This window comes from Clostridium sp. UBA2485 (assembly GCF_002341865.1).
GTDB lineage: Bacteria > Bacillota > Clostridia > Clostridiales > Clostridiaceae > Clostridium_J.
In genome coordinates this window covers 182,858-195,289 of sequence record NZ_DDOV01000031.1, presented here as the reverse complement: position 1 = coordinate 195,289, position 12,432 = coordinate 182,858, and the positions used below count along the sequence as shown (strand labels likewise).

Sequence of the window (12,432 nt, the reverse complement as noted above, 5' to 3'; positions counted from 1 at the left end):
CTCATAACTTAACCCTATGTTATTCTTAGTTTTTATCATAGTTATATTAAAGTTATATAGTTAAAAGAGGAACTTCTTTCCTCTTTTAATTAAGTAATATTATTAATAAATACTAATTTTCATCCTCTGAAAATTCTTCTTTAGCTTTTTCTAATACCATACTAATAAACTTGTCCTTTTCATTAGTATATGAGTATCTATCATCACTAAACTTTATAGCTAAGTTTCCTTTTAGCTCTGAATACTGATGAATATATTCCTTATGTAAACGAAGATAATTTCTAAAATATATATGGTTTTTCCATATAGGTTCATTTAAAATTTCTATATGTAAATAATGTGTTCTTAGCTCTTCACTACCCTTAGCAAACATAAGCCTTCCTTCAATGCCTGCATTACTTCTGTACTGATAACCTATGTTTTCTAATAAATCTTTAAAACATTCTACTTTATCCAGTGATTCAACAGCCACTGCTATGTCAATAATAGGCTTAGCATCAAGCTCTTCTATTGATGTACTACCTACATGTTGAATATCTAAAACATATTTTCCTATTACTGAGTACAGTAATTTTTCTTCCTTATTATATTCTTCTTTCCATTCATAGGTATATGGAACTAACTTCACAATTCCTCTTTTTAATCCAATCATTCTCAACACCTCATATATTTATTCTCAGAATTTTTCAGCCACTTAACATAATGTTTTATATGCTAATAATAGTATTAACTTTAACATTTATGTAAAAATAAACCTTAAAATACAAGCACTTTAATTAAGTGTACTTGTATTTTAAGGTATCTAAATACTTATTAATATCTATTTTAAATCTTTTATATACCATGCATCACAGGAAAAATGTTCTGTTTGGACAATAGGCTTGTCAAGACTTTTAAAACCATGTTTTTGGTAAAATCTATTTGCAGCTCCCATGTTACTCAAAGTCTCAAGGTAACATTTATCATAATACTTTGATGCAAAATCTAAAGCTATCTTCATAAGATCATTAGCTATTCCTGTTCCTCTACCTTCTTTTAATAAATACATTTTTTGCAGTTCACATATACCCTCAAGGTTTTTCATAGGTGCTATTCCACATCCCCCTATAATTTCACCATTATTCTCTACAACCCAGTACTCACAATTTTCATCTTTATAAACTTCGGATAAATATGATAATTCTGGATCTGCCCACGCAAGTCCTTCTCTATTTCCTCCAAATTCTATTAAGCAAGTTCTTATAACCTCTTCTATTCTTTTATTATCTTCCTTTTGTATTTTCCTTATAATCATATTTTTACCGCTCCTTATTTTTTTGTGTTATGAAAGATTATAGCTAATATTTGAAATAAAATCTACTTCACAATTCAAATCTTTTAAATTATTATGGGACGGTTAATTATTAAAAATGTAATTATTGCAAATTAATACTATAAATTTATTCAAATTTCTATATAGCTCTTAAAACTGGAATAATGTTATCACTCTTTTCTCTTAAATCGTTTATAATAAATTCTTCTATAGAAGTTTTATTATTATGTATAAATGTCAATGAATTAAACTCTGGAATAATTTGTTTAGACTTTAATATGTCGTTGTGAAAATTAAATATATCCAATACTTCTTTTTCACTTATTAATAAATTCATTTTAAAGACAAGAGAAAGAAAATTATGATTTCCTCCACTTACTAAATAAGATGGTTCCAAACTCTTAACTAACTTTTCATTATTAGTGTTAATTCCTAACTCTTCAAAGATTTCTTTTTTGATGTTTTCCCTTAAATCTATACAATCTCCTATAATATCTTCTTTATCTATTCCTCCACATGTAAATTGAAGTTTTCCTGGAGCAACTGTATTACTATTCATCTCTCCCAAAACAAGTCTTCCATCTAAAGTTTCGATTAATGCAGATGTAGATATAACTCTACAATCAAATTCTGTAGAAAAACTCCTATGTAATGTATATAAATAATGAGCATAATCTGTTAGTTTAACATTAATTTTTATACTTTCTTTAGATTTTTCTATATCTTCAATTGTGTAACAATCTCCCCTAAAGAACCTTTTTCCTTTTCTTATTAAATCATTCCAATACTCTTCAACTTTATTACTATATTCTTCAGGCAAAAGTATTTTACTATTATCATAATAAACTTCAATATTCTTCTCAACTTTTTCTATATTTATTTCACTCATAATTTTACCCTCAAATCCCTTTTAATAAATTTTTCAAATTTATATAAGGGACGGTTCATTACAATATATTAAATTATAAAAAATGTTCCTTTATAATCTATAAAAAGTAATGAACCGTCCCTTAATTTTAAAATATTATTATATATATTAGTAGAAGTAACATTTATGTATAAACTAATCAATAGATAGCTTAAGTCCAGACAATCTTTCTGAAGGCTGAATTATTACTTTTTGTCCTGGTTCATTAAATTGAAGATAATAACTTTCACCGGAGGTTTGTCCAATTAAAGTTTTCCATCCTACTTGAGTTCCAATGGAAGGATTTCTTCCTGTCCAACAAACTACTGCATCTGGATCTACTGCACAGGGTCCCTCTAATATTAAAGGATTTCCATCTGATATCACTGCAACAGATAATATTTGATTTGTTTTGTTTGTAAATTGAGTAGAACATAACCCCCTTTGAGAAATTACCCCTGTTCCAACAAATGAAACATCATAGTGTATTTCTTTAGGAAAGGCAAGAATGTTTTCACTTTCAACACATACACCATCCATTGGCTCTAAGTCTATTACGGTAACATGATAAGCATTTTCCGCTAAATATACTTCTCCATCCCCCTCTACCGTCATAAGTTCAATATTTTCTCCTGAGATATTTCTTTTTACATATCCCATTAAAGCTCCTAATGCCCCTCGATTATTGTTAGGCCCTAGCAATGATTTCTCAAATCTAAAATCTCCTTTGTATCCTATCATGGCACCTTTTTTTGCATAAAATTCACCTCTACCCTTAGCAAGGCAACATAACTCATTTGTGGTTTCAAATATAAACATTATTTTTTCTCCTTCTTATTTGTATAAATGTTAAAGCCTACTCTTTCTTTAACTAAATTTAAATTATCAATTAAATCATATTTAAATAATTCAATATGATTTGAATGTACTCTATATCTTCTACACTAAATAACATAACTATCCTAAAATTTCCTTTCCTTCAATTTTAGTTCATTAACACTTAAGCCACAACATTTGGAACTCCTCTACTATATTTATAAACTGTAAATATAGTAAATCTATATATCTTTCTCCACTATTTTTTTATATCCTTCCATTTTTTATTAAATAATTCCTCTAATATATTCTAATCAATATGCTTATTAAAAAATATGTTAATAAGTTAATAAAAAATTAAGAACATGTATTAAATCGTTATAACTATTTGCTTTAACTTTGTAAGAATCAATTAACTGTACTTTCATCAATTATACATTATAGTTTTCCAAAATACTTTAAAACACTTTAATTCAAAATAATATATAGTTGTTATGCATGATTAAATGTATTTTTTATGAATTATTACATAATAATAATTTAAATTAAATTTTTTTTGCTATACTATATCTACTATATCTTTTTTGAATAACTAAACAATTGGAGGTGCTATATTTATGAAAAAGATTGGTCTCATACCAAAATTAATTATCGCTATCATACTTGGTATACTTATTGGTTCTTATTTACCAAAAAATATTGTGGAGATCCTAGCAACCTTTAGCTCCATATTCGCAAGCTTTTTAGATTTTGCAATTCCTTTAATAATTCTAGGATTTGTAGTTTCTGGAATAGCTGATTTAGGAAAAGGGGCTGGTAAAATGCTTGGAATAACAACATTTTTAGCTTATGGTTCTACTTTAGTAGCTGGATTTTTTTCCTTCTTTGTAGCTTCTAATCTATTTCCAAAGTTTGTGGAGACAACAGCAAATTTATCCAGTGCAGGAAATCCAGAAGAAAAGCTTTTAAAACCGCTATTTGAGATTGCTATTCCACCATTGATGCCAGTAATGACAGCTCTAGTTTTAGCTTTTTTACTAGGACTTGGTATTGCATCTATTAAAACTAAAGCTTTATACAATGTAGCTTCAGAATTTCAAAAAATAATGGAAAAAACAATATCTAATCTCATTATCCCACTTCTACCTTTTTACATTATGGGTATTTTTGCTAATATGACATTTGCAGGTGAAGTTAGCAGAATTCTTTCAGTATTTTGGAAAGTCTTTCTAGTAATAATTTTAATGCATTTAACTATAATAGTAATACAATTCTTAATTGCTTCTATATTAGGGAAAAAGAATTTATTTACTTGCTTAAAAAATCAAATTCCAGGATATTTAGCTGCTATTGGGACTCAATCTTCTGCTGCAACTATCCCTATAAATTTAGAATGTGCAGAAAAAAATGGAGTTTCAAGAGGAGTAAGAGAGTTTGTAGTTCCTCTTTGTGCAACTATTCATCTTTCTGGAAGTACTATAACTTTAACTGCTTGCAGTATAACTATAATGTTAATGAATGGAATGCCTATAAACTTTGGAGAAATTGCTGGATTTATAGCTATGTTAGGTGTAACAATGGTAGCTGCTCCTGGAGTGCCTGGGGGTGCTGTAATGGCTGCATTAGGTCTTCTTCAAACAAATTTACATTTTTCCGAAGCTCAATTGGCACTTATGATAGCCTTATATATAACTCAAGATAGTTTTGGAACTGCTTGTAATATATCAGGAGATAACGCTATAGCTATAATGGTAGATTCAATAAAAGATAAATTAATGCCTGAAAAAACAAACATTTAATTTTCAAGGGGACGGTTCATTACATTTTATNNATAAAATGTAATGAACCGTCCCTTATACTTATACTTTTGATGCATATGCCATTCTACACATAGACCAATTTAAGGTTGTTTCTCTTATTTCGTCACATAAATCCCATAAATTATCTACAATTCTTATTTCTATATTACGTTTTAATAATTCTAGAAATAAATCTTCAATTATTATCTTGTTAAAAGGAATCTCCATATGCTCACTTACATAATATCCTGCTATTTCATCTTGAATATAAAAATTATTAGAGTTAAATTCATATAAATAGAGTGTTGTATTTTTCATTATTTGAAACCATTTATTTTCAATGGCAATCACATGATTTGAAGTTTTAGATGAGAAATATTTTAAGTCTTCTTTATTTGTCTTATCTGTATAATAATAGGCTACACGTGGACAATCTCTTGGCGTTAAAAAATTTGGTAAGCATTTTTCGTTTATTGCCCATACCAAACCTTTGGATTTATCCATATCATTTCTACTTGGAATACGAGGTTTAAATACCTTTATATCACTTTCTTCACTGACATGAAACAATCTCAAATTTACAACCTCCAATTAAATATTATCTAGAACATATTTTTTAATTACATTATTAAACTCAATATTATTTATATCTTGTAAAAACTCTTTTTCTAAAGTTTCTATAGTTTTTCCATAAACTTGTTCTAGCTTTTCTTCAGCATAATCATCACAGGTCGAATAAAACTTACTATATTTTTCATTACCATAGTTTATTATTAAAAAATTAGTAAATGCACCAGCTAATGTATAGGTAAATATCTCATTATTCTTAAAAAACTCTTCATTATTCATTAAGTTTCTAATTGGTATATAGTTATCTTTATTTATAAATTCTTTTATCCACGCTTCATTTGGTATTCCCCACCATAGTTTATCAAAGTACATAGCAAGTCCTTCTCTAATAAAATTTCTACTTGCCTTTCCCATTGCGATAAACGCAATATAATGAACATCTTCATGATATCCTAAACATTTAATGTCTTCATTATAGACAGCATAAATGCCATCCATTTCTTTACCCGGGTATCTGCAAAATCCATTACAGGGTTCATTGTCTCCATAAAGTTTTCCTACTTCATCTCTAGTATCGCATAGATAATAATTGATTTTCTTATCAAGGACTATACTAAGAACTCTACAAATAACATCATAACAATTTTCTTGACAACAAATAATATGCTGTATATGCTTTTCTGATAAAGAATCTTTATGAAAGTTAAAAATGTAATGTTCTGAATCAATAGTACTCCACATACTAATTCCTCCGAAATCTTAAATTAATAATATTACACATTTAAGCGGTAAAAATAGTTATTTTCATTATGAACAAACCCAAAATCTGTGTAAAAATCATCAAGTTCACTTACAGCAATAAGACCTATAATTGCATCTTTTGAACAATTATTTTTAATATAACTCATTATCTTCTCCATAATTTTAGTGCCTATTTTTTTGTTTTGATACTGAGGGTCAACAATGATATCTTGTATATAGAAAACTGTTCCTCCATCTCCTACAATTCTTCCAAAACCTATCATACGATTCTTATCTCTAATACATACACAGTATATAGAATTTTTTAATCCTTTTCTTATATTTTCTATGTCAATTACTCTCCATTTTACAGCTTTTCTTAATTCAATATATTCTTCAACTGTTGGACATTCCTCATTAATTACTAAATCCTCCATATTAAAACCCTCCTCAAAGATTTTTTCTTTTATCTGTTAATTGTCATTTAAATTACTGAAAAGATTTGAAATATACCCTTTTGACTATCTATCACTTCTTCAAATTCCTCATAGTTAATAGAACTTTTTTTATAAAGATTTCTCTAAAAATTTATCGCTGGAGTATTATGATATAATTGTACTACTTTATAATTTCCTTTATATAATTCAAAAAGTTTTTCTACAACTATAGACGCTATACCTTTTTTTCTATAAGCTTTCATTAAAAATAATTCATGTACAGAGTAATCTATATTTTCTGGCACATATTTGCCACTGTTTAAAAGAACAAAGCCTGCTATATCTGCATTTACAAAAATAAAAAATGGCTTTAAATCTTCACTTTTAAAATAATATTCAATTCCATCGTACTCAAATAATCCCTCAGAATTTATTTTTAAATCATCTGCAAACTCTGATAAATCATGCAAATGCAAAGTCATCAAGTTCTTAAATATTAATTGTGATTTTGCATCTATTGGGAGTAATTTTACTTCATTCTTCATTTCATTAACTTCCTCCAAATATCCATATATCTTCCTGCACATTTACTAATTTTACTTATCATATAAAATTAATTCCTATTATTTTGTATATAGATTATTCTTATGCTCCTACACGTATTTCTTTAGCGACTGTTCCATATTACTTTTCATTAACAGCATATCTACCAAGAATATATCTACCAACAATCCACCACCCATCTGATATTCCTGCCTGGCAACCTGTGCACCAAATTTGCGATAAAACTGATTTGATGGTGAATAATGAGGATTATAGACCACTATCTTTTCCATACCTTTAGCCATATAGAAATCTAATGTATAAATAATTATCATAAGGGAAATTCCCCTGTTTCTTTGGTCGGGATATATCCAAAGACCGTTCAACTCTATCCCTTTTTCAGGTATGTCAAAGGTTTTAGCAAAACTGCTAAAGGCAACGCCAAGCATCTTGTCGTCTTCAAATGCTCCAATTAACAAGCGAATATCATTGTTTTCTTTAGCTGTATTCATCCATTCTACCCATAAGTCCAGTTCTTGCGAAAATGAAAGAGTGTTTTCAGCCTTACCAGCTAACTCTTCTGTCCAGCACAAAATCTTTAATTCCATTGCTTGTCTCATATCTGCTTCTGTTAATTGCCTAATTTTAATCATAATCCCATCCCCTAATTGGATAATATTTATTTCATCTTGAAATATCAGGGACGGTTCATCAAAATATTTAAGTTTTATTGTAATGTTTAGAAAAATTCTAAACAACTGCTTACATGCAATTTTAAATACAATAAAATATAATGAACCGTCCCTTAACTTCTAAGTAAAGGGTAGAAACGCTCTTTACTTTTCATAACATTTAAATAACTTATACTTCTCTCGAATATCCCCTAGTAAATTAAATAATAATTTTTTATGGTTATGCTATAAATCATAACTTATCGTAAATTCAATATTTCTAATTACTGACTTGTTAATATATGATTGAGATATTTGCACATATTAAATTAATACATTAGAAATAATATGGATTATAAAGAAGTTTTTTCGGAAACCACTCATCTAATATCCTTCCACTCTTTGAATCTGATAGAATAAGCCACTCCTTAAATTCAAGCTCTTCTATAGAATATACACCATATAAAAGTGAAGTAAGTCCTTTTATATCCATCCTTACATGTGGTTTAATTTCACTCCTGCATTCACTCATTTTTAGTTTATTATTAATAGCTTTCAAATCATAAACACCATTATTCCACTGGCAATATTCATCATGTAATTCTAAAATAATTTCCTCTTCTAAATTTACATTTATACCACTTATTGCTTCTACTGCATCAATAATTCTTACCATCCATGGGTTCCTATTAATATTTACTTCAAAAGGTCTCATTGTATCGCATAACCACCCAAAAAAATTAACACCATATGGAATTCTTAACTCTATATGCGAAAATTGGTCTTTATGTTTTGCAAAATATCTGAACAACATTACTCTACCTTCTATGCTTTTCCAATACATTTCTGGCACAAAAATTATTCCATTTTCTCCAGAACCTATTTTAATATATTTTGCTGCTGCCATAATTTTATTATTTCTCTTTATGAAGACTACAATTACCCCACCATGATCTTCTATCCAATATTCATTAGACATATCATTAAGAAAAACAAGTCCATGATGTTGTAATAAATCAAGTTCTAATTTAAATGCCTCAAATTCATCTTGTACCTCAGTAGCCCTTACCCTTTTTTCTTCCCACTCACCTTCTATTTTTGATACATCTCCCAAATAATGAGAAAATCCATCTAGAGAAATTTTGACTAATAAATTGTCATTTGTTCCAACATAGCCAAAAGAGCTATAAAAACTTTCTTTAAAAGGATGCAACATACTAACAGATTGCTTCTTTCCTTTCATATCTAAAAATGCTGCTTTTGTTAAATCTTTTACATATCCGCGTAAACGGTATTCGGGAAAAGTAGCCACGTGGGAAACCCCTCCCATTTTCTTAATTATGCCTCTAACTGATTGATTGAAAGTATAGTTCCTTATCATAGATACTAATTTTTCGTCCTCAAACACTCCTAAAATTTCATCAGGTGTATAAAATGATAACTCATCTTTTGATGCTGCTTTATCAGTCCATTGACGGCTTGTACAATAGACATGTAACTCTCTAGCTTGATCAAGATTATTAGCTTTTATTTTTTTAATTTCTATAGTTATATCCTCCTAATGATTTTATCCATCAACAATGTCATTCTATTCCATTGCTCATCCTGTTTTATTAATTATTAAAGTATAATTTAAATATAGGGGACGATTCATTAAAATATAATGAACCGTCCCTTAATTTTAATTCTGTAATTTGGATTAGTAAATACCTTCAAATTATCTATATCTATAATATTTATTTACAGCTTGTTTTTACTGCTCTTGTACCAATATAGGTATTTATATATTTATCTAAAATAGACTTTCCACCATAAGTATCTTCATAAAATCCTGTAATAACAAATCCTACATCAATTTGTCCCTTAATTTGATCTTCTAAGGTATGTCCAAATTCAAAAGGATAATTTTTTTCAATATATTCGTCTATTTCTTCTTTACTTAAGCTTTCTAAATCTGAATATGGAATTGAGTATTTAACCTCAAATATCCCTTTATCTAGCTTTTCATCGTTAAATACATAATTTATAGGATTTGCTATGCCTGAAATTAATATCCCACTATTTTTCAGCACTCTTGCAGCTTCTTTCCACACCACTAAAATATTATCTACAAAAATATTAGAAACAGGATGAACAATTAAATCAAAACTTTCATCTTCGAAACGAGATAAATCTCTCATATCTCCTTGAATGGTTTTAATATTAAGTCCTTCTCTTTCAGCTACATATTCATCGCCCTTTAATTGCTCTCTTGAATTATCAAAAACAGTAACTTCTGCACCGACTGCTGATAAGATAGGTCCTTGTTGCCCTCCTCCACTAGCTAAACATAAAACTTTTTTTCCCTTTAAATCTCCAAGCCATTCTCTTGGAACTATCTTAGTTGGAGTAAGATAAATACCCAATTGTCCCCTTCTAGCATCTTCTATAATTTCACTTGAAACTGGTTTAGTCCACATATTCCCTGCTTTAACTTGACCATCCCAAGCTTTACTATTATGTTTTATAATATCCATATTAATCACCCTCTTACCTATTTAAACTAAAGTACCTTCTAACTCTTTAATTTATTTTGCTAGAATATCCCTTTATATATTATTAATTAAATCTCCTTCAAATTCTTCAGAAAGTATGTCCATATAAACTTCATCATACTGTTTTTTTCCATATATTATTGCTTTTCTGCGTCTGCCTATCTCTTTAAATCCACACTTTTTACATGCCTGTATTGCTCTTTCATTAAAGGAAAAAGTTTCAATCATTATATTATTTAAATTGATGATATTAAATCCAAAATCTAATATCAATTTTGTCACTTCTGTGCCTATTCCAATATCCCAGCAACTTTTTTCTCCTATAAACATTCCAAGTGTAGCTCTCCTATTTATTAAATCTACTCTCATCAATCTTCCAATTCCCACAGCTTCATCATTATCTTTTCTAACAATATAAAATGCATAGCCATTATTATTCATATTTTCAAGATATCCCTTTTGCACTTCATAACTTATCATGTCAGAAGCATCACCAGTTCTAATAGCTACTTCCATATCGTTACTCCATTTAGCAACTTTATCAGCTCCTTGAGCATCTACAGGTGATAAATAGCAATTCTCCCCAACAATTTTTCTTAAATATTCCATAAAAATTACTCCATTTACCTTTTATTAATTTTATTTTTCGAGTGCTTTTTTCATCCATAAAATCTTCATTTTTTATCATGATATTTCACAATTATGGGGTAGCAAAAATTTCAAATCCTGCTTTTTCATATGATTTGATAGCTATTTTATTAAACTCTGCTACTCCCAATCTAGCATACTCATATTTAAATTTAAGGGACGGTTCATTAAAATTATATATTTTTTAGATCCCTTCTCCTCAATATATAAACTTTGCAATTTATAAAAAGTAATGAACCGTCCCTTAATATACATTTTTCGCAGTCTCCTAAATTTAAGGGATGGTTCATTAAAATTATATATTTTTTAGATTTCTTGCCCTCAATATATAAACTTTATAACTTATAAAAAGTAATGAACCGTCCCTTAATATAAAATAAAGTCTTTAGTAATCCTTCAATACTTTATTTTCAAATTCCCTTGTTATGATACTTCCCCCATATTCCTTATTAGCCATAACAGTTAAATTGATATTATGCTTTGGATATACTGATGATCTAAAGCTTACTCCTGGATCAGCACCCATTAGAGTGTATTTAAATATGCCATCTTTATTTTGTACAATCCAGATTCCATATCCATAATATAGGTCTTTTTCAACAACTATTTGAGTTGATAAGATCTTTTCAGTTAATTCTTTATTTAATAATCTATTATTAAATAATTCACTCCAGAATTTTGTCATATCTGATGCTGTAGTAAAAACCCCGCCATCCGGTCCCCCTACAATTGGAATGGAATAAATATTAGTCTTCCAAGAATTATTCTCATGATTTTCAATATATCCATAGGCTGTATTCTTAGGAAGGTTGTCCATAAAAAAGTATCCTGAATCATTCATTTTGCATATTTTAAATATATTATTTTCAATATATTCTGCAAATTTTAAACCTGTTAATTTTTCTATTATTAATCCTAATACAATAAATCCTGCATTATTATATTTAAATTTGTATCCAGGTTTAAATTCCATTGCTCTATTTTTAAACATAGGAAGAAAATCTTTTACTTCACATATGTTATACATTGGCATGGAATTCCATAGTGCACTGTAGTCACTCATGACTTCTTCATCAAAATAATCAGGTATTCCAGAAGAATGAGTTAATAAATGATGAATGGTTATATTAGAATCAAACTTAGGAAAATCAATATCTAAGCAATCTTTTAATAAGGTATCAAATGATATTAATCCCCGTTGTACTAACTGGCATATGGCAACTGCAGTAAATCCTTTAGCTCCTGATGCAACTCCAAATTTTGTATCTACTTTATTTTTAATTTCTTCATTTCTATTTGCTAAGCCATAGGACTTTTCAAATATGATATTATCCTTCTCTTTTACTAAAACAACTCCAGAAAATTCTTTCTTATTGTTTATATCACTAATAATGCTTTCTATTTTATCAAACACACTATTCATATTTTATATTGCCTTTCTACTTATAGTAATT

14 protein-coding genes are annotated in these 12,432 nt (G+C 28.3%); 1 reads left to right on the top strand and 13 read right to left on the bottom strand.

All coding sequences use genetic code 11. The annotated features are described in order from the left end of the window. Positions 1-112 precede the first annotated feature (112 nt). The 4 genes from B3603_RS04890 to B3603_RS04875 form a co-directional block, all read right to left on the bottom strand. Positions 113-652 carry a GrpB family protein gene (locus B3603_RS04890; RefSeq protein ID WP_291561395.1) on the bottom strand — a complete coding sequence of 180 codons (540 nt, stop codon included), beginning with the start codon at positions 650-652 and terminating at the stop codon, positions 113-115. Positions 653-820: 168 nt separating this feature from the next. After that, a complete protein-coding gene (locus B3603_RS04885; protein WP_291561393.1) occupies positions 821-1,294 on the bottom strand; it encodes a GNAT family N-acetyltransferase in 474 nt (157 codons plus the stop codon). Between the two features lie 157 nt (positions 1,295-1,451). Beyond that, entirely contained in the window at positions 1,452-2,201 is a 750-nt protein-coding gene (locus tag B3603_RS04880) for a hypothetical protein (RefSeq protein ID WP_291561391.1), read from the bottom strand. Positions 2,202-2,375: 174 nt separating this feature from the next. Then, the gene (locus B3603_RS04875) at positions 2,376-3,038 is read right to left on the bottom strand and encodes an AIM24 family protein (protein WP_291561389.1); all 663 of its coding nucleotides are present in this window, start codon (positions 3,036-3,038) and stop codon (positions 2,376-2,378) included. 614 nt (positions 3,039-3,652) lie between these two features. Here B3603_RS04875 and B3603_RS04870 point away from each other — a divergent pair. Continuing rightward, positions 3,653-4,834 (top strand): dicarboxylate/amino acid:cation symporter, encoded by a 1,182-nt coding sequence (locus tag B3603_RS04870; RefSeq protein ID WP_291561387.1) that lies wholly within the window; start codon positions 3,653-3,655, stop codon positions 4,832-4,834. A 60-nt stretch (positions 4,835-4,894) separates the two neighbouring features. Here B3603_RS04870 and B3603_RS04865 read toward each other — a convergent pair whose 3' ends face one another. From B3603_RS04865 to B3603_RS04825, 9 genes are all read right to left on the bottom strand, one after another. Beyond that, positions 4,895-5,410, bottom strand: a complete 516-nt coding sequence (locus tag B3603_RS04865; protein ID WP_291561386.1) for a DUF6886 family protein — start codon at positions 5,408-5,410, stop codon at positions 4,895-4,897. A gap of 15 nt (positions 5,411-5,425) precedes the next feature. Continuing rightward, complete coding sequence (locus B3603_RS04860; protein WP_291561383.1) at positions 5,426-6,145, bottom strand: hypothetical protein; 720 nt, start codon at positions 6,143-6,145, stop codon at positions 5,426-5,428. Between the two features lie 32 nt (positions 6,146-6,177). Then, on the bottom strand, positions 6,178-6,582 hold the full coding sequence (locus B3603_RS04855; protein ID WP_291561381.1) for a GNAT family N-acetyltransferase: 405 nt from the start codon (positions 6,580-6,582) through the stop codon (positions 6,178-6,180). 143 nt (positions 6,583-6,725) lie between these two features. Further along, positions 6,726-7,127, bottom strand: a complete 402-nt coding sequence (locus tag B3603_RS04850; RefSeq protein ID WP_291561379.1) for a GNAT family N-acetyltransferase — start codon at positions 7,125-7,127, stop codon at positions 6,726-6,728. A gap of 108 nt (positions 7,128-7,235) precedes the next feature. Then, positions 7,236-7,778, bottom strand: a complete 543-nt coding sequence (locus tag B3603_RS04845) for a GNAT family N-acetyltransferase (RefSeq protein WP_291561378.1) — start codon at positions 7,776-7,778, stop codon at positions 7,236-7,238. Between the two features lie 355 nt (positions 7,779-8,133). After that, on the bottom strand, positions 8,134-9,327 hold the full coding sequence (locus B3603_RS04840; protein WP_291561463.1) for a GNAT family N-acetyltransferase: 1,194 nt from the start codon (positions 9,325-9,327) through the stop codon (positions 8,134-8,136). A gap of 205 nt (positions 9,328-9,532) precedes the next feature. Then, positions 9,533-10,312 carry a class I SAM-dependent methyltransferase gene (locus tag B3603_RS04835; protein ID WP_291561376.1) on the bottom strand — a complete coding sequence of 260 codons (780 nt, stop codon included), beginning with the start codon at positions 10,310-10,312 and terminating at the stop codon, positions 9,533-9,535. A 72-nt stretch (positions 10,313-10,384) separates the two neighbouring features. After that, positions 10,385-10,939: a GNAT family N-acetyltransferase gene (locus B3603_RS04830; protein WP_291561374.1), complete on the bottom strand. Its 555-nt coding sequence runs from the start codon at positions 10,937-10,939 to the stop codon at positions 10,385-10,387. 424 nt (positions 10,940-11,363) lie between these two features. Continuing rightward, positions 11,364-12,401 carry a serine hydrolase domain-containing protein gene (locus tag B3603_RS04825; protein WP_291561371.1) on the bottom strand — a complete coding sequence of 346 codons (1,038 nt, stop codon included), beginning with the start codon at positions 12,399-12,401 and terminating at the stop codon, positions 11,364-11,366. Positions 12,402-12,432 lie beyond the last annotated feature (31 nt).

Excerpts from the sequence above, each read along its gene's own strand:
- B3603_RS04890 (WP_291561395.1), bottom strand. The coding sequence starts at position 652 with ATGATTGGATTAAAAAGAGGAATTGTGAAGTTAGTTCCATATACCTAT.
- B3603_RS04885 (WP_291561393.1), bottom strand. The coding sequence starts at position 1,294 with ATGATTATAAGGAAAATACAAAAGGAAGATAATAAAAGAATAGAAGAG.
- B3603_RS04880 (WP_291561391.1), bottom strand. The coding sequence starts at position 2,201 with ATGAGTGAAATAAATATAGAAAAAGTTGAGAAGAATATTGAAGTTTAT.
- B3603_RS04875 (WP_291561389.1), bottom strand. The coding sequence starts at position 3,038 with ATGTTTATATTTGAAACCACAAATGAGTTATGTTGCCTTGCTAAGGGT.
- B3603_RS04870 (WP_291561387.1), top strand. The coding sequence starts at position 3,653 with ATGAAAAAGATTGGTCTCATACCAAAATTAATTATCGCTATCATACTT.
- B3603_RS04860 (WP_291561383.1), bottom strand. The coding sequence starts at position 6,145 with ATGTGGAGTACTATTGATTCAGAACATTACATTTTTAACTTTCATAAA.
- B3603_RS04855 (WP_291561381.1), bottom strand. The coding sequence starts at position 6,582 with ATGGAGGATTTAGTAATTAATGAGGAATGTCCAACAGTTGAAGAATAT.
- B3603_RS04850 (WP_291561379.1), bottom strand. The coding sequence starts at position 7,127 with ATGAAGAATGAAGTAAAATTACTCCCAATAGATGCAAAATCACAATTA.
- B3603_RS04845 (WP_291561378.1), bottom strand. The coding sequence starts at position 7,778 with ATGATTAAAATTAGGCAATTAACAGAAGCAGATATGAGACAAGCAATG.
- B3603_RS04835 (WP_291561376.1), bottom strand. The coding sequence starts at position 10,312 with ATGGATATTATAAAACATAATAGTAAAGCTTGGGATGGTCAAGTTAAA.
- B3603_RS04830 (WP_291561374.1), bottom strand. The coding sequence starts at position 10,939 with ATGGAATATTTAAGAAAAATTGTTGGGGAGAATTGCTATTTATCACCT.
- B3603_RS04825 (WP_291561371.1), bottom strand. The coding sequence starts at position 12,401 with ATGAATAGTGTGTTTGATAAAATAGAAAGCATTATTAGTGATATAAAC.